The organism is Streptomyces beihaiensis, assembly GCF_026274175.1.
Lineage (GTDB): Bacteria > Actinomycetota > Actinomycetes > Streptomycetales > Streptomycetaceae > Streptomyces > Streptomyces beihaiensis.
Genome location: NZ_JAPHNL010000001.1, coordinates 80,546 through 102,702 on the forward strand (window position 1 = coordinate 80,546; position 22,157 = coordinate 102,702).

Consider the following 22,157-nt stretch of genomic DNA (forward strand, 5'->3'; position numbering starts at 1 on the left):
TCCCCGCCCGGAGTACGGCAGTCGGTTCCGGCCCGGCCATGGGCGCCGGTCATCCGTACTGTGCCGCGTCCAGGAGGATCCATGCTGCCCTCGCCCGCCGCCCCCCGCACCCATCGCCTGGTGCCCTCGCCCGCCGGACGGACCCACCTGGTGGAGCAGGGCAGCGGGCCGTTGGTCCTGCTCGTGCACGGATTTCCCGAATCCTGGTACGCGTGGCGCCACCAGCTGTCGGCACTGGCCGCGGCCGGGTACCGGGCCGTGGCCATGGACGTCCGTGGTCATGGGCGCTCCTCCCGGCCCGACGCGGTCGACGCCTACCGGATTCTCGAACTCGTGGAGGACGGCGCCGCGGTGGTTCGCGCCCTCGGAGAGCGGACCGCGGTGATCGTCGGGCACGACTGGGGCGCGACCGTAGCCGCCACCTCCGCGCTGGTCCGGCCCGACGTCTTCCGTGCCGTCGGACTGCTCAGCGTGCCCTACACTCCGCCGGGCGGGCCCAGGCCCAGTGAGGTGTTCGCGCGGATGGGCGGGGCCGAGGAGTTCTACGTCTCCTACTTTCAGCGGCCGGGCCGCGCCGAGGCGGAGATCGAGCCCGACGTGCGCCGCTGGCTGGCCGGCTTCTACGCCGCGCTGTCCGCCGACACCATGCCCGCGCCGGGCGCGCCGGACCCTCATTTCGTCAGCCGAGGGGGCAGGCTGTGTGACCGGTTCCCGGCCGGTCGTCTGCCGTCCTGGCTGTCCGAGCGCGATCTCGACGTCTACGCCGCCGAGTTCGAGCGGACCGGCCTGGCCGGGGCGCTGGCCCGCTATCGGAACATGGACCGGGACTGGGAGGACCTGACCGAGTACGACGGCGCCCCGATCACCCAGCCGTCGCTGTTCGTGGGCGGGGCGCTGGACGCCTCCACCACCTGGCTGGCGGACGCGATCAAGGCGTTTCCCAGCACTCTGCCCGGCCTGGCCGCGTCCCACATCCTCGACGGCTGCGGCCACTGGATCCAGCAGGAACGCCCCGCGGAGGTCAACCGGTCCCTCATCGACTGGCTCGGCTCGCTGGCCGACTGACGCACCCGAAGGGCGTCGGCCGAGCGACACGCGGGCGTTCGTCACGACAGTCACTGTCATCGGGTGTTAGCCTGATGACAGGACCTGACATCACTCCGCTGGTCGCCCGGTGCGGCACCACGGAGACTGGATCTTGGAGGAGGCACTCCCATGCGCGTGTTCGTCACCGGCGCGTCCGGCTGGATCGGTTCCGCCGCCGTCGCCGAGCTCATCGACGCGGGGCACGACGTCGTCGGGCTCGCCCGCTCGCAGGCGTCCGCCGCCGCGCTGACCGCCGCCGGGGTCGCAGCGGTCCGCGGCAGCCTCGACGACCTCGACGTCCTGCGTGAGGCGTCGGCCGCGGCCGACGGCGTCATCCACCTCGCGTTCAAGCACGACGTCGCCTTCGAGCAAGGAGACTTCAAGGCGGCGGCCGACGCGGACCGGCGGGCCACCGAGGCGATGGGTGAGGCGCTGGTCGGCACCGGCAAGCCCTTCGTCCTGGCCTCCGGTACGCCCGTGGAGCCCGGCCGTGTGGCAACCGAGAACGACGGGCACGACGTGCCGCCACCCGGCTCCGTGCCGCCCGAGATGTCCGGCCTCGTGGGGCGGCTGGCCACGGCCGAGTGGACCCTCGCGCTGGCCGACCGCGGCGTGCGCTCATCCGTCGTCCGTCTCCCGCGCACCAATCACGGCGAGGGCGACAAGGGGTTCATCGCGACGCTGGTCGGCATCGCCCGCGACAAGGGTGTCGCCGGGCACTACGGCGACGGCACCAACCGCTGGCCCGCCGTTCACCGTCTCGACTCCGCGCACATGTTCCGCGTCGCACTGGAGAAGGCGTCGGCCGGCTCCACCCTGCACGCCGTCGCCGACGAAGGCGTGTCGCTGCGCGACATCGCCGAGGTGATCGGCCGGCACCTGGGGCTCGAGGTTGCCTCTGTCCCGCCCGAGGAAGCGGGCGGGCACTTCGGGTGGCTGGCCGGGGTCCTCGCCGCCGACCAGCCGGCCTCCAGCGTCCTGAGCCAGGAACTGACGGGATGGCGGCCCACGCAGCCCGGTCTGCTCGACGACCTGGACAAGGGTCACTACTTTCGGGTGGCGTAGTCGGTACGATGGCCGGGGCGACGGCGCGGGCGCAAGGGCGGGTTCAGCCCTGCGGGAAGTGCTGCTGCTGTTGCCCCATGGCCTGCTGAGGCGCCTGCGCCTGCGCCTGCGCCTGCGCGAGCATCGCCTCCGCCTGCTCCTTGGGGAGCTGGTGCTGGACGCCGCAGAACGTGCACTGCGTACGGAACTTCGTCGTGATGGGGAACAGCGGCACGAAGAACAGCGTGAACTTGGTGACGTACTTGCGCAGCGCGTGCGCCGCGGGATTGCCGCAGCTGCCGCAGACCAATGTGAGCATGGCCAGCTGGAAGACATAGCCGCGCGTACCGAAAATGATCATTACTGTCCCTCCCCTTCCGGCCGCACCGAGCGACCGGTCCGGGCGTCATCGTAGAGGGCGCCGCCTCCGCCCCGCTCACAGGCCGTACCGGCGAGCGGAATGCTCCTCCTGCGCGAGGCGGCGCAGCGCGAGCAGCACCGGCTCGAACAGCACGGCCGCCGCGACCGCCGACTCCACCTTCTGGGAGTCGTCGGGGAACGTGTCCAGGTGGTCCAGGTCCAGCCGCGCCAGCTCGTCCATCCGCCGCGCGTACTGCGCGAGCACGTCGAGGCTGCCCGCGAAACCCAGCCGGACCAGCGTCGTGACCGAGCTGATCAGCGAACGATAGCTGGGCGACAGCGCCCCCAGCTCGCGCGCGTGGTTCCAGCCCATGTCCGTGAGGAAACCGTCCAGGCCCTCCGTCACCTCGGCCGCCAGCGGATCTCCCTCCGGCGCGTCCGGCGGATGCGGCAGCGCCCACAACGCCGCGCCCAGCCGGAAAGACGTGCCCAGCGACTCGTCGTCGATGTGCCGCAGCACCTCGCGCACCGTGGCGACGGGCACCCCGCCGATCTGGATGAGCGCGCGCACCAGGTTGAGCCGGCGCAGATGGCTCTCGTCGTAGGCCGCCTGCGTCGCGCTGATCCGCTGCCCCGGCGGCAGCAGCCCCTCGCGCAGGTAGTACTTGATCGTGCCGGCCGACACGCCGCTGCGCTCGCTCAGTTCGGCAAGACGCATCCCTTGTGCACCCCCATTGGAAAGTGTCACTATCCAACCACGGAAACGGGCTCTCCGGCATCCCCGGACGGCCCTGCCGTGTCGCATCGTCCGCCGCATCATGTCTGGGGGAGTTCATGCCTGTGAAGCCGGAGTCGGGACGCACGACGGCGGCCGCCGAGGGGGACGTCGTGATATTCCTCATCGGCCTGCGGATCAACCGGTTCTGGGCCGTGCACCGCTGGCTCCCGCTGATGTGGGCGATGCCCATGATGCTCAGGGAACTGAGCAGGAACCGCTCCCTGGGGCTGCTCCACCACATCCTGCTCGCCCAGAACCCGTGGACGTTCTACGTCGTGCAGTACTGGGAGTCCAAGGAGAAGCTCCTCACGTACGCCGCCGCCCCCGACCGGCTGCACCGGCCCTGGTGGGCACGGCTGAACCGCTACGCCCGCAACAGCCGCGGCCAGGTGGGCATCTGGCACGAGACGTACGCCGTCCCGAAGGGCTCGTACGAGAGCATCTACGGCGACATGCCGCCCTACGGCCTCGGCAAGGCGTACGGGACCCGGCCGCTGCGTGACGGAGTGCAGGCGCGGGAGCGGCTCGCGGGCTGACGCCGCGCCGGATGCCCCGTCGAGCACAGGCGAACGGCCCGGCCGTGCAGGGGGCGGCCGGGCCGAATCGGCAGATCGGCGGTAGTGATGAAAGGATTGCCCCATGGCAATCAAGACCTACTTCGACATCACGATCGACGGCGAGCCCGCCGGGCGGATCACGTTCAACCTCTTCGAGGACGTCGTCCCGAAGACCGCGGAGAACTTCCGCGCCCTGTGCACCGGTGAGAAGGGCTTCGGCTACGCCGGCTCGTCCTTCCACCGCGTCATCCCGCAGTTCATGCTGCAGGGCGGCGACTTCACCGCCGGAAACGGCACCGGCGGCAAGTCCATCTACGGCGAGAAGTTCGCCGACGAGAACTTCAAGCTCAAGCACGACCGTCCGGGCCTGCTCTCCATGGCCAACGCGGGCCCGAACAGCAACGGCTCGCAGTTCTTCGTCACGACCGTCGTCACCGACTGGCTGGACGGCAAGCACGTCGTCTTCGGCGAGGTCGCGGACGAGGACAGCATGAAGCTCGTCAAGAAGATCGAGGCGCTGGGCTCGCGCTCCGGCGCCACCTCGGCGAAGATCACCATCTCCGAGTCCGGCCAGCTCTGATCCCGCACCACCGAGCCGGCGCCGAGCGCCTCGGAGCCGGGTTCCCGCATCGGTGGGAACCCGGCTCCGGCCCCGTCACGCGCGCGTGCTCGACGGCACGCCCAGGGGGCGCGCGAGACCGCTGACCCCCTCGTCGAGCCGTTGCAGATGGCGCAGCACACGGAACGTCACCGTGTTCGCGGCGGGCACGCCCAGACCGTCGGTCTCCAGCATCGCCGCGATACTGGCCCCCGCCTCGACACTGCCGGATGTGTCCTTGTCGCTGACATGCGCGACAAGGACCTCGATGTTGCCCGCGATGCGCCGCGCCGCCCGGCCCAGACGCGGATCGGCCGCCACCCGCTTGCTGTAGGGCACGAGCTCGGCCGTCGCCGCCAGCGAACGCGCGTGGTACGCCGCCGTCTCCAGCAGAGCCACCACGTAGCGGGCCGTCTCCCGGCGGCCGCGCAGCGGGGTGATCGGATGCGTCAGCGGACGCGTCGAGGCCCGCAGGTCGTCCAGGGCCGTGTCGAGGTCCCGCGCCCGGTCGAGCAGATCCACCGCAGGGCCACCGCTGAGCTGCTCCACCGCCCCGGCCACCACGTCGCCCAGGCGTTCGAGCACGGTCGCGAGATGCTCGTCGGTGCGCCGGTCGGTACGGACCGGCAGCACCAGCATCGCCGCGACGATGCCACACGCAGCGCCCAGCGCCGTCTCCTCGATGCGCAGCACCAGAACATCGAGGCTGTAGGTGTTGAGCAGCGTGTACAGCAGCCCGAGCATCGCGGTCACGAAGAACGACATGAGCGCGTACGACACCGGAGCCGTGAAGAACATGGCGAACACGCACGCGAGCACGAGCACGAACGCCGTCCAGGTGTGGTGGCCCACCGCCCCGGCGAGCAGCACCCCCGCCACGACCCCGAGCACGGTGCCGAGCAGCCGCCGGTAGCCCTTGACCACGATCTCGCCCGTGGACGCCGTGTTGAGGAAGACGACCCAGCAGGTCAGAACCGCCCAGTACCAACGCTGTGTGGACAGCAGTTCGCCGCCGACGATCGCGAGCGCCGACCCCACCGAGACCTGGAAGGCCGCGCGCGTGGTGGGTCTGGCCAGGCCCACCGGCCCGGCGTCGTCGGTGTCCGGTTCCGCGCCGTCCACGCCGGTGACCGACACGTCCTCCGCGTCGAACTCCTCGCGCGAACGCGTCGTGGCGGGGGAGTCGTCCGACTCGTCCTGCGGGCCGTCGAGCGCGAGCCTGAGGCCGAGCACCGAGCGGGCCGCCTCACCGATGCCGCGGAACACGTCCTGCGCGGCGAGCGTCGCACCCGGCGGGATCCGCTCCTCGTCGCGGTAGCCCAGCAGACGGTTGCGCACATGGGCGACGGCCGTGCCCCGGTCGGCGTCCACCGGCCGTGCCATGAGCAGGCGCAGAGCGGCCAGGTCACGGCGGAGCGTCGCGGTCGTCTCGTCCTCGCGCGGCGGCGCTGCCGCCACGGCGGGGGCCGGAGCGCCCGGCAGATGCAGCGTCAGCGTGTCGGCGCGCTCGGCGCTGCGGGCGGTGAGAAGCAACATGCCGAGCCGCTCGGCCGCCACCTCGGCGTCGGCGACACGCCGCTGGATCAGTGACGCCGCAGCCGCGTCCCGCGTGCCGTCCTCCAGGCGCCCCTGGATGAGCAACGCCACCTCGTGCACCCGGGCCGTGCGCCGCCGCAGCTCGTCGAGGACGTCGTCCAGGTCCTCGGGGGCCGCGTCCAGCAGCCGCGTCTGCGCGTCCACCAGCTGCGCCAGACGCGCCCGGAACGCCTCCCGCAACCGGCCGAGGACACGCTGCGGCGTCTCCCGCACCAGCGCGAACCGCGCCACCGCGCCGCAGGCGAGCGCGATCGCCAGCACACCCGACAGGCGCGGCAGCTGACCGACCGACGCCCCGACGAAGAGCGAGACGAAGTAGACCTGAAAGCCGATCAGACCGAGCGCGGTGCCCCGGTCCCCGAACCGGCGGCAGTACACCGCCCCGAAGATCAGCGCCACGAACGAGACGTCGCTCACCACGACCATCCCGTGCAGCATCGCGCCGAGAGCCATCGCGGCGAGCGCCACCGGAAGGCCGAGGGCCAGCGTGACGGCCTGCCCGCGCACCGTCTTCTCGCGGATCGCGAACGTGCCGACCATCGCCGTCATCGCGCCCGCCACCATGTGCGCCACCGGAGATCCCAGCAGAGCGAGCACGGCCAGGGTCAGCCCGATCGCGGCGACGGTCCGCAGCCCCGCGGCCAGCCGCAACAACCCCGGATCGGACGCCACGAAGCGGTCCAGGGCTCTGGGGCCCGTCGGTATCGGGCGTCGCGCCACCTGCGTCACTCCAAGATCGATCCGTCGTCGGCGGTACGAGCATACGAGTGAGCGAACAGGGTGCGGGCATGCGGCCAATTGGTGGGACACGGCGGGCGCGGGGCCACGTGTTCCCGGACGCGGGTGGGTCATATCGGACGATGGTCAGATGATCGATGTAGTGGTCCTGCTGTGCGGGGCGATCGGTGTCGCCCTCCTGACCGAAGCCGCCTGGACGATGCGGCGCAGCGTGCGGGAAGGGGGTGACACGGCGGCCGTCGTCGCCAAGGCCGTCAGCATCGCGATGAGCGCATCGGTGTGCGGAGCGCTCGGCCTCGCCACCGTCCTCGTCTTCGCCGTACGCTGACGCCCCGGCCACCGTCGCACGAGCCGACTTCGCGACGCGTGCCCTCAGCGCCCCCGCCGACGCCACCACACCCCGACGAGGGTCGCGCACGCCACCGCGGCGAGCAGCAGCGCGAGATTGCGCGGATAGTCCAACGGCAGCACCGACGCATTGGCGGGGCGCCCCGGCCGCAGCAGCACCGGCCCCGCCACCAGCGTCAGACACCCCGCCGTGACCAGACCCGCCCGGACGACACCGCGCGCCCGCCCCGCCCCCAGCAGCAGGCCGAGGCAGAACACCAGCGGCGCGAGCACCCCGTCGTGCAGGACCAGCGCGCCCGCCAGCCACCACGCCACCCGCAGCGGAGTCCCCGCCCGCGTGTCCGTCCACAGCAGATACGCGCCGTACCCCAGCAGGGCGGCACCGGTCGCCCCGGCGGCCACCCGGAGTCCCGCGGCCGCCCTCATGCGGAGATCACCTCGAGCCGCGAGACCCACTTGGTCTGCAGGACACCGGGCCGGTTCGGCGCGATGATCCGCGCCGGGAAGCCGTGATCCATGGAGAGCTCCTCGCCGCCCAGCCGCAGCGCGAGCAGCGTCAGGCCGTCACGCGTGTACGCCCGGTCCATCTCGGTCACCCGATAGGCGCCTCTGCGCTGCAACGACACCACGCGCAGCCGCGCCCCGTCCGGGAGCCCGGCCCTGGCCAGCAGATCCCGTACCCGTACGCCCTCCCAGTGCGCGGTCTTCGACCAGCCCTCGACGCAGGCGATGGGCAGCGTCACCGCGTGCTGTGGAAGGGCGCGCAGCTCGGCCAGCGACAGCGTGAACGGGTGAGGCCCCGTCACGGTCAGCCGCCAGTGGGCCAGTTCCGCGCGCCGCACCAGGGCGGCGCGCGCAGTCCGGTTGACCGGAAGGCCCTGCGGCCCGTGGTCGGGGTCGCGCGGTGCGAGAAGGTCCAGACCCTTGAGCGCTGTGACGGACTGCCCCGCGGTCACGGCGGTCACCGCGGTGACCGCGACGCCGACACCGATCAGGAGCGAACGCCGGTCGGCGTCGACGGTGCCGCTGCCGGGGGCGCGGACGGTGGCGTCGGTGGCGTCATCGGGTGAGCCGGTCTCCGGTCCGGCCCGGCGCCGCCGCCAGTGCGCGGCGATCAGCGGCGCCTTGACCGCCAGATGCAGCACCAGCGAACCCGCGACCACCCAGGCGAGCGCCCAGTGCACGGACCGGAACGAGAACGGCCACGGATACCACTGGGCGGTGTTCAACAGCCCCATGAACACTTCGAGGAGCGTCGCCGAGACGAGCACCGCGATCGACAGCCGCTCCAGCGCATGCCCCACCGACCGCACGGGCGGCCACACGAACAGCCGTGGGAACACCGTCCACAACTTCACCAGCAGCAGCGGAATCGCCGCGATCCCACTGATGACGTGGGCGCCCTGAGTGACCCGGTAGCCCCACACGGGCCGGGTCGGCAAGTCTCCGAGCACCCACCCCGGCGGCTCCTGGAGGTAATGGCTGACGAGCCCGGTCAGGAAGCAGACCAGCAGCGCGACGCCCAGCAGTCGTCCGATGACCGTGGCGGTCCGCGCGTCGTGCGGCGGCACGTCGGCCGCCGGTGGACGGAAGCGAAGGTTCATGACCCCATCCGACGCCTGCGCGCGACGTTTTCCCAGCATTCACGGCATTACGGAAGTCTGACGACGGTGCTGGGGGATTTCCCCCAACGGGCCGTACGGGCCTGCCGGATGGTGCCGCCAGGCCCGGCTCCGGCAGCCTTGGACCATGGACGATCACCGCACCGCGAGCGACACCCGCCTGCCCCGCCGCACCGTACTGGCCGCGGCCGCCGCCCTCCTGGCCCTGCCGGCCGCACCGGCCGCGGCCGCCGCGAGGAGCCGCACGGACGCCGACCGTCGCGGCACCGGCCTCATCCGTCTGCGCCTGCCCGCCCCGACCGGCCCGCACCCCGTGGGGGCGGTGAAGCTGCGTCTGGTCGACCGCGACCGCCGCGACCCGTGGACCGGCGCCGCCGCACGGGAGTTGATGGTCGACGTGCGCTATCCGGCCCGCGCCGTCGCCGGTCACCGGCGGGCCCCGCAGATGACGGCGGGGGAGGCGGCTGTCTTCGACCGGCTCAACAACTTCTCCGGGCTGCCGGCCGGACGCGTCGACTGGTCGGCCACGCGCACGTTCGCGCACCGCGGCGCGCCGCTGGACCGCGTGGCCGCCCGCTCGGTCGTCCTGTACTCGCCGGGCGTACTGGACCCGCGCACGCTCGGCACCACCCTGACCGACGAACTGGCCTCCCACGGCCACGTGGTGATCGCCGTGGACCACACCTATGAGACATCCGCCGTCGAGTTCCCGGACGGACACGTGGCCACGAGCGTGCTGCCGAAGGAGTTCGCCGCGGCTCAGCAGAGAGGCCCCGACGCGGTGCGGGCGCTGCTGCGCAAGACGGCCGCGGTGCGTTTCGCGGACACGGACACGGTCCTGGACGCGGTGGTCAAGGCGTTCGCCGACGGGCGGCTGCCCCGGGCGCCGATCGGCATGTTCGGCCAGTCCGCGGGCGGCTTCGCCGCGCTAGAGACGCTGCGCGGCGACCCGCGACTGGCCGCGGCGGCCAACCTGGACGGCGTGCTCGCGTACGTCCAGGACGACCACGAGGAGGGGCACTTCTCCCGGGTGGCGGCCGAGGGAGTGCGGCGGCCGGTGCTCCTGATGGGCAGTGAGGGGGAGGACCGGGTGCGGGTGCCGTCCTGGCGTGAGCTGTGGCGGCACAGCACCGCCTGGCGCCGCGACCTGGCTCTCAAGGGCGCGGCGCACGCCACGTACACCGACGCCACCAGCCTGCTCCCCCAGGTCGCCGAGCGGCTGCGGCTGCCGCACGAGACGCTGACGCAGTGGGTGGGCACGGTCCCCGGCCACCGGGCGGTCGCCGCCCAACGGGCCTATGTGGCCGCCTTCTTCGACCGGTGGCTGCGCGGCGGGGACGACCGGGGGCTGCTCAGCCGCCCCTCACCGCGCTTCCCGGAGATCGTCTTCGTGTAGTGGCTGCCCGGGCCGTGCGGGAGCCGGGGGTCAGCCGAGCCCGAGCGAGCCGATCGCCGCACTCGCCATCCGCGACTCGCCGAGGGCGTTGGGGTGCACGGGAACGTAGTTGGTGCCGAACAGCGCGGGCTCGATCCAGCGCGTACCGATGGGCTGACAGGCGTCGTGGCCCTCGGACACCCGGGACATGTCCACGTACGTGGCCCCGGTCTCCTGCGCCGCCCGCTGCACGGCGCTGTTGAGGTGTGCCTCGATGTCGCGCACGTACGGGACGTCTCCGGAGGCGATCGGCATCTTGGCGAAACAACCCGCCTCGGCCTTCGCCGGCATGATCCACGGATAGCCGAGCGCCGCGACCTTCGCGTTCGGCGCCTTGTCCCGCACGGCCTGCAACGCGGCCTTCACCGCCGGATAGGTCTTGGTGTCGATGTCGTCGGCGAACGTGTCCCCGTACAGCGTCTGGCACGGGTGGCCCTGGCCGGCGGTGGCGATCCCGGCCGAGGCGCAGGCCAGGATCGTGTCGATGAAGGTGTTGTTGTCGTTGCCGCCGATGGTCAGCGTGACCAGACGGGTGCCGGGACCCAGCGCGTCCAGCTGGGGTGCGACGCCCGGGTACTGCGCGGTGCTGAAGTCCTTGGTCTGGGCTCCGCCGCAGGTCACGTCGGTCAGCTCGGCGCCGGTGCGCTCGGCGATGACGTGGGGGTAGTTCGCCGTCGAGCGGGCGCACAGCAGGCTGGCGGACGGGTCGATCGGCAGCACGCCGGAACCGGCGCTGTAACTGTCACCGAGCGCCACGTAGACCCCGGGGCCCGAGGCCGCCTGGGCCGGGGCGCTCAGCGTCGCCATGGCTGCGCCCGCGGCGACGGCCACGGCCGCCAGTCGGCTTGAGAACACGCGAATCGCCATCTGATGCTCCTTCGAAACCGGCTCGGCTCATGGCCAAGTTCCGTGCGAGACAGGTGCGTTCAGCGCGCTGATAGTTGAAGCTACCGACGAGTTCGAATTTGAGTCAATAGACGTGCACGAGCGGGTGCGGCCGCTCGTGGCAGAAGCTGGAGCGGACGACTCAGGCGTCCATGCTCGCGGCGCTCAGGTGACCGAAGTCGAGAACGTCCTCGGCGGTGCGCTCGGCCTCACGCGCGGCCTCGCGCGCGCCGGACAGAACGTCACCCTGCTCGTCGACGAGCGCGTCGTAGATGGGCGCCGGGGAGCTGGTGGGTGCGGACACGGTGAAACTCCTGGTCATGCGTCTTACTACGGGCAAACAAAGGAGGACCCTACGTGGCGCGGCTGACGCGCGGCCAACCGGGGTGGAGTCGGCATCAGAATTGTAACTACTAGTATGTACAGAGACATGTACGGAGAACGGCGACGCGAGTCCGCCGATGACGAGGGAGGGGAACACTGTGCCTCTGGTGCGGATTGACGCCTTGGGGTCGGACATGGAGCGCCTCGAAGCGCTGGGCAGGGCCGTGCACGACGCTCTGGTGGAAGTGCTCGGCTTCCCCTCCGAGGACCTCTTCCAGATCCTCACCGGTCACGACGGGCGTGACAGCGCCCTGCGCTACGGCCGGTATCTCGGCGGCGACCGCGACGACGGCGTGGTCTTTGTGGGGATCACCCTGCGCGCGGGCCGCCCCGACGGGCAGAAGCGGGCCCTTTACCGAAGGATCGCCGAACTCGCGGACGCGTACGCGGGTACGCATCCGCGCAATGTCGTGGTCAGTCTGACCGAGAACGGTCCTGCCGACTGGTCCTTCGGGTACGGCCTCGCTCAGTACGCGCCGGAGCTCTGACGCTGTTGCTGAGCAGAGGGTTTACGCCCTCGCAGGCGAATTGCCGCATGTTTTGCGATATGGGTGCGTCCGTACTGTTACTTGCTCTATGGGTGGCTTTGATGCCCGGTGCGTAGCTTCGTAGATGTCGCCGGGCACACCGATCACAGGCCACACGGCGGCACTCATCCTGAACCGCGACCCGAGAGGGCCCTTCATCATGCGTACCGCGAACCTGTGGCGCTCCACGATCATCGCCTCCGGCCTCACCGCCGCCATCGGCATCGGCGCCGCCTCCGGCGCCGTCGCCGCCACCCACACCGCTCCGGCCGCCGCGACAGCAGAGCAGGCGGTCGCGCACGGCAAGGCCAAGCGCACCTACGTGAAGACGGTCCGGCTCGCCGCCCCGGCCCACATCGCCAAGGTGTACAAGCTCGGCAAGAACAAGTACCAGGCGGACATCCTCTACAAGGGCAAGAAGTTCGCCGTCCTGAACGCCTCCGGCAAGACCGACCGGGCCAACCTGAACGGCCTCCACGTCAAGCTCACCGCGTACGGCACGCTCACCTCGTGGGCCGACCGAGCCAAGCCGAACCCCAAGCCCAAGCCCAAGCCGAAGCCGGCCAAGCGTGAGCTGATCCGCGTCGACACCCTCGCCGACGGCACCTCGGCCAAGATCTACCGCCTCTCGGCCAACCACTGGCAGGCCGACCTCCAGGGCGTGGGCATGCTCGACGCCAACGGTCGCCCGGCGGTCGGCGAGCACAACGGCATGCACGTCGTGCTCTCCCCGGACGGCAGGCTCTCCTCCTGGACGGACGAGACGCCCGCCCCGGACCCGACGCCGACCCCGGACCCGACACCCGACCCGGACGGCACGGACAACGGCGGCGCCGACACCGACGGCACGGCGAGTTCGGACACGAATCCGAAGCAGCAACCGCGGCCGGACGCGGCCGCCGGCCCGAACCGCACGCCGGTCGCCCCGAGCACCGACCCGGGCCAGGCGCGGCTCGCAGGGGCCGCCTGACCGGTGACGCACGGCACGAGCGACCCGTGTCGCGCGCCCTGCGAACAGCCCGCCGCCGTCCGGGAGAGCCGGCGGCGGGCCCCGACCCCCCACGGCTGGAAGAAGGTCCACCCGTCATGTCCGCGCGTCCGCGCCTGCGAGCCCTGCTGATCGTTCTCGGCGCCCTGGCGGCCACGGCCATGCCGACCGTCGCCGCGTTCGCCGATCCGCCGCCCCCGCCGTCGACGCAGGCCCAGAGCAACCCCCGTGACGTGATCCAGCCCGCCGCCGACATCGTCGGCAAGATCGCCCGGCGCACCGCCGAGCGCGCCGCCGGAAAAACCCTCGGCATCGTCCCGGAGCGGGCCTCCCTCCCCGTGTCGTCCAACGCGCCACCGGTCCCGACCGTCACCCCGGGACCCGAGGCCCACCAGCCTCACTGACCAGGACGGAGACACCATGTTCGCCACGTCGGCTCTCCTCGGAGCCCTCGCCGCCACCCCTCTGGGCACCCTCACGGCCGCCCAGGCCACGCCCGCGGCCGCGCACGCCGAGGCATCACCCCCCAACGACGTGAAACCACACACGGCACACACCGTGTACGCGGCCTGCGGCATGGACCAGGACCACGTCGTCAGCGTGCGGCCGCACTCCTGACACACACCGGCAGGACCCGCCGGACAGCCGTCAGTGACGGCGCTCGCGCCCGCGGCGTGTCCTGAGCCACATGTAGCCACCCGCGGCCACGACAAGCGCGGCGCCACCGCCGAGACGGCCCAGGTCGGCGCCGCCCTGGCTGCCACCCACACCGGCGCGCACTCCCTGGGTGGGCACCGGGCGCGTCGGGGTGGGTGTCACGGCCCCGGTGACGGTCATGCTGTACGTCGACACGCCGCCGCCCTGGCAGGAGACGTCGACGTCATAGCGTCCGGCGGCCGCGTCCGAGCGGACGGTCGCGGTGCCGGTCCAGATGCCCGCCGAGCCGGTCGACAAGGTCACGGAGCTGGTGAACGCGTCCGATGAGGCGACGGCGCCTGCGGAGTCGCAGCCGCCGGAGACGGAGAGGATCACCGACTGGCCGGCACGGGCGGGGGAGGGCGTCGTGGAGAAGGACGGCTGTTCGTCGGCCGATGCCGACGGTACGGCGGCCGCGAACGCGGCGGCCGTCAGCGTGGTGGTCAGGACAGCGGTCAGCGCGGGTATGCGACGCATACGGGCCTCGTTCCTCGCGCGACCGGACGGCGGCCCCGTCCTGGTGTGCCGCGCTCCCTCTCATGCAAGGGCGACATCCCGGCCACGGCATGCCGAAGGACGCCACCCGGGGTACAGGCGGGCCGGGCCGTACCGGCGTGCGATCAGATGCCGGGATAGACGTCCAGACGCCCGCACATCCCGAACCGCCCCCGTGCGGCGGGCCCGGTCGCCGAGACGCGTGCCCCGGCCAGGTGCCGCGCGTCACCGTCACGCAGCGCGTCGAGCTGCGCGCGGGTCGCGGTGGCAGCGGCGTGCGCACCCCGCTGCCATCGCGCGGTCCACGCCCCGACATGCGGCCGCACCAGCGCGGCGGCCGCCTCCTGGAACGCCGCCAGCGGCTCCGGATCGCCGCCGACGGTGGCCGCGCGCAGTTCGAGGAACCTGCGCGTCGCCAGGTCGCGGCGGGCCCGAGCGGCGTCCGCCTGCGCCGCCCGCGGCGCGTCGGACGGGATCCGTGCCGCCCGCGCGTACGTGAGCGGATCGGCCAGCTGGGCCTGCGGCAGTGTGATGACCGCGTCCCCGGCCTCGGGCAGTCCGCCGTTCTGCATGACCACGGTGATCTCGAGGCCGCCGTGTTGGACCAGCCGATGAAGGGTGCCGGGCGTGAACCAGGCCACGACACCGGCCTCGAGCGGTGTCTCCCGGTACCCGTCGGTCGTCAGTGTCTGCACGGCGCCGCGACCCGCCGTCACCACATATCCCTCACCGCACGCCAGATGGACGTGGGGCGTGCCCCCGCCCGGCATTCCGTCCACCGTCGGCCAGTCGTACACGCGCAGCCGCGACACCCCCACCGCGCCGGGAAACCCCGCGTGGACCGGCGCCGCCGTCACCACCCGACCTCCTTCACGCGCGCGGCGACCCGTTCCTCGTCCCAGGCGCCGTCCGCCACGTGCATCCGGTACGTACGCGCCAGGGTCTCGCCGGGGGCGAGCACGAGCTCCTCGTGGAACGCCCAGGACGGCGCGAGCGCGGCGAACGGTTCCGTGCGCACGAACCAGTGCGCCGGGTGAGTTCCGCGCTGCCCCGCGTGATCGTTGGAGGGGGCGTGCTCGAAGACGACCGTGGCGTGGCCGTCGCGGCCGTCGTGCTCACCGACGTACGCGAGCCAGGGCGCCTGGCACCCCATCAGATCCCTGTCCCCGGACCTGGCCCCGGACCCGCGGTCGGCGCCGGGCGTGAACACCCTGCCGCCGCGGAAGGCGCGCGGCCCGCGCCAGAAGAGCCCCGTGTACCCGGCGGCGGGGCGGCCGTGCGTGGTGGGGCTGCCGAACCGCAGCGGTTCGGCACGTCGGTTGGTCACCGCGGAGGACCAGGTCAGCGACCACACACCGGCGACCGGATCCACGTCGTGGGCCTCGACCCGCCGCTCCTCGTCGGCCCACAGTTCCCCGTCGTGCGGATGCCACGTCAACCGCTCGCGCAGCACCGCCCGTTCACCGTCGGCCGCCACCTCGTCGAAGCAGACGTGAGCCATCGACCCGATCCGCTCGGGCAGGGCGAGATAGCCCTGCCCGTGGACGTACGTGTTGCCGCCCCACAGGTTCTGACCCGACAGGTGGGACGCGGTCAACTGCAGCCCCTTGTGCCACCGGTGATCGTTGGGCCGGTAGTCGGTGACCAGCCCACCGGACAGGCTGCGCACCGGATGGAGATACGGCTTGGGCGCCTCCCACGCCGCTTCGGGCCGGTACACGTACGCGAACAGCTCCGTGCCGGAGCCCCTGTCCGTGACGCTGACGCGGTCGGCGGGGACATGGGTGAGCGCGAGCGACATACGAGGGCCCTCCCTACTCGGACAGCGGACATCGAGCCGGACCTGTCCAGCATCGCACGCGGTCCCGGCACGATGCGGCCGTCGGCCACCGGATCAACCGGCGCCGAACGGCAGCCCTGCGGACGGTGCGTACATCCGAGGACACATAGGTGGCCTTCGGCCACTGGTGGGTGCCGCAGTGGCGAGGCGAGCCTGGAGGGGCGGTGTCCGAACGCAACGCCTTCGTCCGCGGCGCGTTCGCCTTCGTGATCCGGCTGATGAGCCAATGCCTGTACGGGATCGGGGCATTGTGCCCGCGGTGCGTGCTCGTGTGGGCCGCGGCGCTGCCGCTGTGGTGGTACGTCACCCCGCACGCACCGCGCACCGGTGTGCTGCCCGCCTCGCGCGGCCCGGTCGCCGGCGCGCCACGCGTGGGTCGGCCCCGTCCTGGTGTACGGCGTGGGCCCGCGCTCGTCCTGGCAGGGTTCGGCGCGCGGCTCTTCTGATCCGCGCGGTGTCGGACAGGGTGGGCCCGGCGTCTTGCCGCTCAGCGGGTGCGCACCGCGAGGGAGCCGTCGGGTCCGTCGTCGAGGCGGGTGCCGAACCGGCGGCTGTGGACGCCGAGAACGCCGCGCAGCCACTCGGTGTCCTCGGCGCACGCGTGCTCGAGTCGCATCCCGCGCGCTCGCAGCGGCACGAGCCGGGCGCCGGTCAGCCGGCCGGTGCGTGCGGCCACCGACACCAGGTACAGGACCCGCAGGTCGTCCCGGTAACCGTCGTGCCCGCCGATGCCCTCGTAGTCGTCGACCAGGTCCCCGCATCCGTAGAGGATGAGCCTGCCGCCGTAGACCTCGAGCGGGCGCGGGTGGTGCGAGGAGTGCCCGTGCACGATGTCCACGCCTCGGTCGACGAGCGCGTGGGCGAAGCGCACTTCGGCGGGAGAGACGTGATAGCCCCAGTTGGGCCCCCAGTGGACGGAGACGACCGTGATGTCTCCCGGGCCGGCGACCTCCCGCAACCGCTCGGTGACCGCCGCCGCGGCCGCCACGGTCGGCTCCTCGACGACGTCGACCCCGGCGCGCAGCTCGGTGGCGGCCCACTCCTTCGGGATCCCGCTCGACGGCATCCCGAAGGCGACGACCACCGCCCGACCGGCTCCGCCCCCGCCCAGGGGCACGATCGCCGGTTTCCTCGCCCGTGTGACGTCCAGGCCCGCGCCCGCCGTGCGCAGCCCCGCCCCGGTCAGGGCATCAAGCGTGTCGCGCAGGCCGGGCGGGCCGAAGTCGAGCACGTGGTTGTTGGCCAGCACGCAGACGTCCGGGCGGGCCACCGTCAAACAAGGCAGGTTGTCCGGGTTCATCCGGTAGTGGATGCCCTTGCCGGGGGCGAACTGCCCGTCCGCGGTGACGGAGGTCTCCAGGTTGATCACGCGCACGTGCGGTGCCGCGTCCTCCAGGACGGCCAGCGCCTCGCCCCAGGGCCGGCCGAAACCGACGGGGCGGGGGATCGGCCCGTTCGCGGCCTCGGCCAGAGCGACGTAGTCGCGGGCGTCACGCACGTACGCCTCCCGCAGTGCCGGGTCACCGGGATGCGGCAGGATCTGGTCGACGCCCCGGCCGAGCATCACGTCCCCGGCGAGAAACAGGGTGACCACGCCCTCGTGCACACTTCCATGCTAGGTCGTCCGTAGCGCCGGGCGGCGTCGGTGCCTGGCGCCGGTCGGGCCGCTCACTGTCGGCGCCCCGGGGCACGTGCTGCCCCCGTCGCCGCCGGCAGCGCGAAGAGCCCCTACCGGCGGGTAGGGGAGCCGGTGAGGCGGCGGCGGGACGCCGAGGCGCGCATTCCTGCCCCGGCGGAGTGAGGATGGAGACATGGGGCACAGCGAGTGGGGACCGCCGTAGCCGTGAACCGGGAGGCCGGATCATGTTCTTCAGGGACCGTCGGGACGCCGGTCGGCAGCTGGCTGCCCGCCTCGAACACCTCAAGAGCGCCGACGTCGTGGTGCTGGGCCTGCCACGCGGCGGGGTCCCGGTCGCCGCGGAGGTCGCCGAGGCGCTCGGCGCCCCCCTCGACATCTGCCTGGTGCGCAAGCTCGGCGTGCCGTACCAGCCGGAGCTGGCCATGGGAGCGATCGGCGAGGGTGACGTCCGCGTGATCAACGACGAGGTCATGCACAGCGTGCAGGTCACCGCGGACGAGCTGGCGCAGGTCGAGGCCCACGAACGCGAGGTGCTCGGCGACCGGGCCCGCCACTACCGGGGCGACCGGGATCCGGCCGTGCTCACGGGACGCACCGTACTGATCGTCGACGACGGGGTGGCCACCGGTTCCACGGCACGCGTGGCCTGCCGGATCGCCCGTGCCCGCGGGGCGGCACGGATCGTACTCGCCGTCCCCGTCGCGCCGTGGGACTGGGCCGAGCGACTCGGTGAGGACGCCGACGAGTTGGTCTGTGTGCACGCCCCGCGGATCTTCTACGCGATCGGTCAGTTCTACGTCGACTTCTCCCAGACCGAGGACGCCGAGGTGATCGCCTGCCTGGAGGAGGCCGCTGAGCCCCGCGCCGCGGCTGCTCGCACGCCGACGCAGGACCCCGCGGGCGCGGCCGCCACGGACCGGGAGGTGAGTGTACGTGCGGGCGAGGTGGTCCTGCGTGGCCGCTTGACGGTCCCGGTGGACGCGTCGGGAATCGTCGTGTTCGCCCACGGCAGCGGCAGCAGCCGCACGAGCCCGCGCAACCAGTACGTCGCGACCGGGCTGAACCGGGCCGGGCTCGGCACTCTCCTGTTCGACCTGCTCACCGAGGAAGAGGAGGCCGACCGCGGCAACGTGTTCGACACGAACCTGCTCGCCCGCCGCCTGGGCGACGCGACGGGCTGGCTGCGCGATCAACCCGAGTGCCAGGGACTCGCGGTCGGTTACTTCGGCGCCAGCACCGGCGCCGCCGCCGCGTTGGCGGCGGCGGCCGAGCCGCACGCCGGGATCGCCGCGGTGGTCTCCCGCGGCGGCAGGCCCGACCTCGCGATGGCACGGCTGCCCGCGGTGACGGCGCCCACGCTGCTCATCGTGGGAGGTCACGATCCCCAGGTGCTCGGCCTGAACCGGGAGGCCCAGGCGCGGCTGCGCTGCGAGAGCGACCTGGCGGTCGTGCCCGGTGCCACGCACCTGTTCGAGGAACAGGGCGCCCTGGAGCAGGTGACGACCCTGGCCCGCGACTGGTTCACCGACCACATGGCCCCGGCGGCCCACGCGGCACCACTGAGGTGATCCGGCGCAGGGGAGAAGGGGCGGCGGGAGAGTGGTAGAGACAGCTCCCGGGCGGGTAGTTCAGCAGAAGCGGCCGAGGCCCCGGACACCGACATTGTCCGGGGCCTCGGTTCCGTGCGGCTGCCTCAGAACCGGAACAGGTAGGACGCGTTGCGGTCCTTCACGCACGAGTTGGCGAAGGTGTGCTCGAAGGCGACGTGCCGCCCCTTCCAGTACCCGTCGACGGTGACGGTGACGGGGCTGTAGATGTCCGGGCAGAACCCGCTCGCGTTCAGCGTCACAAGGCTGTTGAACGCCCCGTCGACCCGATCGAGTTCGGCACATGCCTTGAGGGCGTACGGGTGGTCGCCGGCCAGGCCCACCGGGTTGCATTCGAGCGTGACGACACGGTCGGGGACCATCCGCCCGGTGATGCCGCTGTGCCCGACGGCGAGGACGAGCTTGGACGTCGACACGTCGGCAGGGGCAGCCGCCCGGGCGGTGGCGGCCCCGGACGCCAGGCAACTCGCCGTCAGCGCGACGGCAGTGGTGCAACGCACGGCGTACTTGCGCATGGTGATGACTCCTTCACGTGGAGTGAGTGGTGCGTGAGCCACGGAGTGTGGCCCATGCGGATGCCGTGCGCACGCGGGCCCTTCGCTGTTCGGTCACGATATGCGGACACCGTGTTTCTCATATGTGACAGATATGTGACGAGTGGCTCCGCGCCGCACGCACGAGTTTGCGGAGGTCGCACTCGTGGTGCGGTGGTGCGGGCCGTGGCGCGCGCGATGCCCAAGACCGCCGCCGTGGCGCGCTCCGGCATCCCGAACCCGACCGGAAACCATCGCAGTGGGACGGTCGGCCGTGCCGGAAGCGCCGCCGAGCGAAAGAGTGGAGCACGCCGAGCGCGTACCGGACGCGGACCGCATTCCCGCGGAGAACGCGCCCGCCCGAATCGGTCGAACCCCGGCCGACTTCTTCACGGACTGTCCGACTTCTTCACGAACACAGAGACCTCACGACAGATCGTGCGTACACACAAACCCCTAGGGGGTGTGGGGTGCACGCCGTGCAACCGGAGCCCCGATTCATCATTTGGTAAAGGACGTTTCACCGCGCATGGAAAGCCATGTGCCGGGCAAGGGTGGCCCGACAACACCGGCAAGCAGGCGTCCTCGAAAGGGCGGGCCGCAGAACAGGAACGGATGTGGTGATGGCCGCGCTGACTGAGCCCTCGGGGCAGGCTCCTGAACAACGAACAGCACTTCGCAGAGACATGGGTCGCATCAGCCTGCTCTTCGCGGGCGTGGGATCGATCATCGGGTCCGGGTGGCTCTTCGGCGCGTTGAACGCGGCGAAGATCGCCGGTCCCGCGTCCATTTTCTCGTGGGCGATAGCCGCGGTGATGATTCTCCTTCTCGGCTTGTGCTTCGCCGAGTTGGGAACCATGTTCCCCGTCTCGGGCGGAGTGGTCCGGTTTCCACACCTGTCGTTCGGCTCCTTCGCCAGCTACACGATGGGCTGGATCACCTGGATCGCCGCTGCGACGGTGGCGCCGATCGAGGTCGAGGGCGCCCTCCAGTACGCCACGAAGTGGGCGCATTTCACCGACTTCCACCAGTCGAACGGCGCCTACACGCTGACGTCGCTGGGTTACGCCGTCGCGGTCGTCGCGATGGCGTTCTTCGTGCTGCTCAACTACTACGGCATCCGCTGGTTCGCCCGCGTCAACAATGTCCTGGTGGGGTGGAAGCTGCTCGTCATCGTCCTGGTGATCGTGGCGTTCTTCCTCACCGCGTTCCACGGGCACAACCTGTCGGCCTCCGAGTACGGCGGCTTCGCCCCGGGTGGCGCGAAGGGCATCTTCACGGCGATCTCGACCGCGGGCATCACCTTCTCCTTCCTGGGTTTCCGCCAGGGAGTGGAACTCGCGGGCGAGACCGACAACCCGCGGCGGAACGTACCGTTCGCGGTCATCGGCTCGGTCCTGCTCACCGGTGTGATCTACATCCTCCTGGAGGTCGCCTTCCTCGGCGCGGTTCCCGGCAGCGACCTGCGGAACTCCCACGGCTGGCTCAGCCTCACCTTCGCCAACGACTTCGGCCCGCTGGCCGCGATCTCCAGCGCGATCGGCCTGGGCTGGCTCGCCTACATCCTGTACGTGGACGCCGTCATCTCACCGGCGGACACCGGCCTGATCTACACCACCGTGACGGCCCGCATCTCCTACGCCATGGCCCGCAATCGCAACGCGCCCGCCCCTCTGGCCAAGACGACCCCCAAGGGTGCGCCGCTGGTCAGCCTGGCCGTGACGTTCGTCCTCGGCCTCATCGTCTTCCTCCCCTTCCCGAGCTGGCAGGAGCTGGTCGGCTTCATCACCTCGGCGACGGTTCTGTCCTTCGGGTCGGGCCCGCTCGTGCTGGCCGTCATGCGCCGTCAGATCCCGGAGCAGCAGCGCCCGTACAAGATCCCGGGCGGTGACGTGATCCCGTTCCTGGGCTTCTACTCGGCGAACCTGATCGTGTACTGGGCCGGCTGGAACACCAACTACAAGCTGTTCATCACCATCTGCATCGGATTCGTTCTCCTGGCGATCTTCCAGGCAGTGGACAAGAACAACGCCCCGAAGATGGACTGGCGTGCCGGCGCGAGCTGGGTGCTGCCGTGGCTGGCCGGCCTCGCTCTGATCAGCCGGATCGGTGACTATGACGGCGGCCTCGGCTGGATCGGCCTGGGCTGGGGCTTCGTCTTCAACCTCGTACTCAGCGCGGTCGTCTACCTGATCGCGCTGCGCGTGCGGCTCCCGCAGGCGCGGGTCGTGGAGCACATCGAGGAGGCGCGGGAGGAAAGCCGCCTGGAGGAGGAGGAACTGGGCGCGATGCACTGACCGCCCCTCGACGACGTGACCGTGCCGGCCCGCCCGATCCCCGGGCGGGCCGGCACGTCCGTGCGCGGCCAAAGACCGTGAAGACCGCCCCGGACGGCGCTATC

General features: G+C 71.7%; 25 protein-coding genes. 13 read left to right on the plus strand and 12 right to left on the minus strand.

Annotated elements, in window-relative coordinates:
- Positions 1-81: 81 nt before the first annotated feature.
- Positions 82-1,065 carry an alpha/beta fold hydrolase gene (locus OFY01_RS00315; protein WP_266595083.1) on the plus strand — a complete coding sequence of 328 codons (984 nt, stop codon included), beginning with the start codon at positions 82-84 and terminating at the stop codon, positions 1,063-1,065.
- 150 nt (positions 1,066-1,215) lie between these two features.
- Positions 1,216-2,151 carry an SDR family oxidoreductase gene (locus OFY01_RS00320; RefSeq protein ID WP_266595085.1) on the plus strand — a complete coding sequence of 312 codons (936 nt, stop codon included), beginning with the start codon at positions 1,216-1,218 and terminating at the stop codon, positions 2,149-2,151.
- Positions 2,152-2,194: 43 nt separating this feature from the next.
- On the opposite strand, the gene OFY01_RS00325 is transcribed toward OFY01_RS00320, so the two are convergent.
- Positions 2,195-2,491: a zinc ribbon domain-containing protein gene (locus tag OFY01_RS00325; protein ID WP_266595087.1), complete on the minus strand. Its 297-nt coding sequence runs from the start codon at positions 2,489-2,491 to the stop codon at positions 2,195-2,197.
- A 75-nt stretch (positions 2,492-2,566) separates the two neighbouring features.
- A complete protein-coding gene (locus tag OFY01_RS00330) occupies positions 2,567-3,208 on the minus strand; it encodes a MerR family transcriptional regulator (protein ID WP_266595089.1) in 642 nt (213 codons plus the stop codon).
- A 116-nt stretch (positions 3,209-3,324) separates the two neighbouring features.
- Here OFY01_RS00330 and OFY01_RS00335 point away from each other — a divergent pair, with 116 nt between their 5' ends.
- On the plus strand, positions 3,325-3,804 hold the full coding sequence (locus OFY01_RS00335) for a DUF4188 domain-containing protein (RefSeq protein ID WP_266595090.1): 480 nt from the start codon (positions 3,325-3,327) through the stop codon (positions 3,802-3,804).
- A gap of 103 nt (positions 3,805-3,907) precedes the next feature.
- Entirely contained in the window at positions 3,908-4,405 is a 498-nt protein-coding gene (locus tag OFY01_RS00340; protein ID WP_266595092.1) for a peptidylprolyl isomerase, read from the plus strand.
- 75 nt (positions 4,406-4,480) lie between these two features.
- On the opposite strand, the gene OFY01_RS00345 is transcribed toward OFY01_RS00340, so the two are convergent.
- Positions 4,481-6,691 (minus strand): FUSC family protein, encoded by a 2,211-nt coding sequence (locus tag OFY01_RS00345; RefSeq protein ID WP_266595094.1) that lies wholly within the window; start codon positions 6,689-6,691, stop codon positions 4,481-4,483.
- Positions 6,692-6,887: 196 nt separating this feature from the next.
- Between OFY01_RS00345 and OFY01_RS00350 the strand changes: the two genes are divergently transcribed.
- Positions 6,888-7,085 (plus strand): hypothetical protein, encoded by a 198-nt coding sequence (locus OFY01_RS00350; RefSeq protein WP_266595096.1) that lies wholly within the window; start codon positions 6,888-6,890, stop codon positions 7,083-7,085.
- A 44-nt stretch (positions 7,086-7,129) separates the two neighbouring features.
- Here the strand turns inward: OFY01_RS00350 and OFY01_RS00355 are convergent, their stop codons facing one another.
- Positions 7,130-7,531 carry a hypothetical protein gene (locus OFY01_RS00355; RefSeq protein ID WP_266595098.1) on the minus strand — a complete coding sequence of 134 codons (402 nt, stop codon included), beginning with the start codon at positions 7,529-7,531 and terminating at the stop codon, positions 7,130-7,132.
- Entirely contained in the window at positions 7,528-8,709 is a 1,182-nt protein-coding gene (locus tag OFY01_RS00360; protein WP_266595099.1) for a molybdopterin-dependent oxidoreductase, read from the minus strand. The genes OFY01_RS00355 and OFY01_RS00360 overlap by 4 nt, the downstream gene beginning before the upstream one ends.
- A 145-nt stretch (positions 8,710-8,854) precedes the next feature.
- On the opposite strand from OFY01_RS00360, the gene OFY01_RS00365 reads away from it, so the two are divergent.
- Positions 8,855-10,123 (plus strand): alpha/beta hydrolase, encoded by a 1,269-nt coding sequence (locus OFY01_RS00365; protein WP_266595101.1) that lies wholly within the window; start codon positions 8,855-8,857, stop codon positions 10,121-10,123.
- Between the two features lie 30 nt (positions 10,124-10,153).
- On the opposite strand, the gene OFY01_RS00370 is transcribed toward OFY01_RS00365, so the two are convergent.
- Together OFY01_RS00370 and OFY01_RS00375 are read right to left on the minus strand one after the other, a co-directional pair.
- Complete coding sequence (locus OFY01_RS00370; RefSeq protein ID WP_266595103.1) at positions 10,154-11,029, minus strand: SGNH/GDSL hydrolase family protein; 876 nt, start codon at positions 11,027-11,029, stop codon at positions 10,154-10,156.
- Positions 11,030-11,189: 160 nt separating this feature from the next.
- Complete coding sequence (locus tag OFY01_RS00375; protein WP_266595104.1) at positions 11,190-11,351, minus strand: hypothetical protein; 162 nt, start codon at positions 11,349-11,351, stop codon at positions 11,190-11,192.
- 178 nt (positions 11,352-11,529) lie between these two features.
- Here OFY01_RS00375 and OFY01_RS00380 point away from each other — a divergent pair, with 178 nt between their 5' ends.
- The 4 genes from OFY01_RS00380 (at position 11,530) to OFY01_RS00395 (ending at position 13,564) form a co-directional block, all read left to right on the plus strand.
- A complete protein-coding gene (locus OFY01_RS00380) occupies positions 11,530-11,919 on the plus strand; it encodes a tautomerase family protein (RefSeq protein WP_266595106.1) in 390 nt (129 codons plus the stop codon).
- A gap of 199 nt (positions 11,920-12,118) precedes the next feature.
- Entirely contained in the window at positions 12,119-12,928 is an 810-nt protein-coding gene (locus OFY01_RS00385) for a hypothetical protein (RefSeq protein ID WP_266595108.1), read from the plus strand.
- 116 nt (positions 12,929-13,044) lie between these two features.
- Positions 13,045-13,350 (plus strand): hypothetical protein, encoded by a 306-nt coding sequence (locus OFY01_RS00390; protein WP_266595110.1) that lies wholly within the window; start codon positions 13,045-13,047, stop codon positions 13,348-13,350.
- A gap of 16 nt (positions 13,351-13,366) precedes the next feature.
- Positions 13,367-13,564, plus strand: coding sequence for a hypothetical protein (locus OFY01_RS00395; RefSeq protein WP_266595112.1), 198 nt, complete (start codon positions 13,367-13,369; stop codon positions 13,562-13,564).
- Between the two features lie 30 nt (positions 13,565-13,594).
- Here OFY01_RS00395 and OFY01_RS00400 read toward each other — a convergent pair whose 3' ends face one another.
- The 3 genes from OFY01_RS00400 to OFY01_RS00410 form a co-directional block, all read right to left on the minus strand.
- Positions 13,595-14,119, minus strand: coding sequence for a hypothetical protein (locus OFY01_RS00400; protein WP_266595114.1), 525 nt, complete (start codon positions 14,117-14,119; stop codon positions 13,595-13,597).
- Between the two features lie 143 nt (positions 14,120-14,262).
- A complete protein-coding gene (locus OFY01_RS00405; protein ID WP_407700244.1) occupies positions 14,263-14,997 on the minus strand; it encodes a cupin domain-containing protein in 735 nt (244 codons plus the stop codon).
- Positions 14,991-15,938: a DUF6807 domain-containing protein gene (locus tag OFY01_RS00410; protein WP_266595117.1), complete on the minus strand. Its 948-nt coding sequence runs from the start codon at positions 15,936-15,938 to the stop codon at positions 14,991-14,993. Before OFY01_RS00410 ends, OFY01_RS00405 begins: the two co-directional genes overlap by 7 nt.
- 203 nt (positions 15,939-16,141) lie before the next feature.
- Here OFY01_RS00410 and OFY01_RS00415 point away from each other — a divergent pair, with 203 nt between their 5' ends.
- Positions 16,142-16,423 carry a hypothetical protein gene (locus tag OFY01_RS00415; RefSeq protein WP_266595119.1) on the plus strand — a complete coding sequence of 94 codons (282 nt, stop codon included), beginning with the start codon at positions 16,142-16,144 and terminating at the stop codon, positions 16,421-16,423.
- A gap of 41 nt (positions 16,424-16,464) precedes the next feature.
- Here OFY01_RS00415 and OFY01_RS00420 read toward each other — a convergent pair whose 3' ends face one another.
- Entirely contained in the window at positions 16,465-17,583 is a 1,119-nt protein-coding gene (locus OFY01_RS00420) for a CapA family protein (protein WP_266595121.1), read from the minus strand.
- A 257-nt stretch (positions 17,584-17,840) separates the two neighbouring features.
- Here OFY01_RS00420 and OFY01_RS00425 point away from each other — a divergent pair, with 257 nt between their 5' ends.
- Positions 17,841-19,184, plus strand: a complete 1,344-nt coding sequence (locus OFY01_RS00425; RefSeq protein WP_266595123.1) for a phosphoribosyltransferase family protein — start codon at positions 17,841-17,843, stop codon at positions 19,182-19,184.
- Positions 19,185-19,309: 125 nt separating this feature from the next.
- On the opposite strand, the gene OFY01_RS00430 is transcribed toward OFY01_RS00425, so the two are convergent.
- On the minus strand, positions 19,310-19,738 hold the full coding sequence (locus OFY01_RS00430; protein WP_266595125.1) for an SSI family serine proteinase inhibitor: 429 nt from the start codon (positions 19,736-19,738) through the stop codon (positions 19,310-19,312).
- A 704-nt stretch (positions 19,739-20,442) separates the two neighbouring features.
- Between OFY01_RS00430 and OFY01_RS00435 the strand changes: the two genes are divergently transcribed.
- Positions 20,443-22,053: an APC family permease gene (locus OFY01_RS00435; RefSeq protein WP_266595127.1), complete on the plus strand. Its 1,611-nt coding sequence runs from the start codon at positions 20,443-20,445 to the stop codon at positions 22,051-22,053.
- The last annotated feature ends 104 nt before the right edge of the window (positions 22,054-22,157 follow it).

What these genes read in the sequence shown, in the direction of transcription:
- OFY01_RS00315 (WP_266595083.1), top strand. Translation starts at nt 82, where the DNA reads ATGCTGCCCTCGCCCGCCGCCCCCCGCACCCATCGCCTGGTGCCCTCG.
- OFY01_RS00320 (WP_266595085.1), top strand. Translation starts at nt 1,216, where the DNA reads ATGCGCGTGTTCGTCACCGGCGCGTCCGGCTGGATCGGTTCCGCCGCC.
- OFY01_RS00325 (WP_266595087.1), bottom strand. Translation starts at nt 2,491, where the DNA reads ATGATCATTTTCGGTACGCGCGGCTATGTCTTCCAGCTGGCCATGCTC.
- OFY01_RS00330 (WP_266595089.1), bottom strand. Translation starts at nt 3,208, where the DNA reads ATGCGTCTTGCCGAACTGAGCGAGCGCAGCGGCGTGTCGGCCGGCACG.
- OFY01_RS00335 (WP_266595090.1), top strand. Translation starts at nt 3,325, where the DNA reads ATGCCTGTGAAGCCGGAGTCGGGACGCACGACGGCGGCCGCCGAGGGG.
- OFY01_RS00340 (WP_266595092.1), top strand. Translation starts at nt 3,908, where the DNA reads ATGGCAATCAAGACCTACTTCGACATCACGATCGACGGCGAGCCCGCC.
- OFY01_RS00350 (WP_266595096.1), top strand. Translation starts at nt 6,888, where the DNA reads ATGATCGATGTAGTGGTCCTGCTGTGCGGGGCGATCGGTGTCGCCCTC.
- OFY01_RS00355 (WP_266595098.1), bottom strand. Translation starts at nt 7,531, where the DNA reads ATGAGGGCGGCCGCGGGACTCCGGGTGGCCGCCGGGGCGACCGGTGCC.
- OFY01_RS00360 (WP_266595099.1), bottom strand. Translation starts at nt 8,709, where the DNA reads ATGAACCTTCGCTTCCGTCCACCGGCGGCCGACGTGCCGCCGCACGAC.
- OFY01_RS00365 (WP_266595101.1), top strand. Translation starts at nt 8,855, where the DNA reads ATGGACGATCACCGCACCGCGAGCGACACCCGCCTGCCCCGCCGCACC.
- OFY01_RS00370 (WP_266595103.1), bottom strand. Translation starts at nt 11,029, where the DNA reads ATGGCGATTCGCGTGTTCTCAAGCCGACTGGCGGCCGTGGCCGTCGCC.
- OFY01_RS00385 (WP_266595108.1), top strand. Translation starts at nt 12,119, where the DNA reads ATGCGTACCGCGAACCTGTGGCGCTCCACGATCATCGCCTCCGGCCTC.
- OFY01_RS00390 (WP_266595110.1), top strand. Translation starts at nt 13,045, where the DNA reads ATGTCCGCGCGTCCGCGCCTGCGAGCCCTGCTGATCGTTCTCGGCGCC.
- OFY01_RS00395 (WP_266595112.1), top strand. Translation starts at nt 13,367, where the DNA reads ATGTTCGCCACGTCGGCTCTCCTCGGAGCCCTCGCCGCCACCCCTCTG.
- OFY01_RS00400 (WP_266595114.1), bottom strand. Translation starts at nt 14,119, where the DNA reads ATGCGTCGCATACCCGCGCTGACCGCTGTCCTGACCACCACGCTGACG.
- OFY01_RS00410 (WP_266595117.1), bottom strand. Translation starts at nt 15,938, where the DNA reads ATGTCGCTCGCGCTCACCCATGTCCCCGCCGACCGCGTCAGCGTCACG.
- OFY01_RS00425 (WP_266595123.1), top strand. Translation starts at nt 17,841, where the DNA reads ATGTTCTTCAGGGACCGTCGGGACGCCGGTCGGCAGCTGGCTGCCCGC.
- OFY01_RS00430 (WP_266595125.1), bottom strand. Translation starts at nt 19,738, where the DNA reads ATGCGCAAGTACGCCGTGCGTTGCACCACTGCCGTCGCGCTGACGGCG.
- OFY01_RS00435 (WP_266595127.1), top strand. Translation starts at nt 20,443, where the DNA reads ATGGGTCGCATCAGCCTGCTCTTCGCGGGCGTGGGATCGATCATCGGG.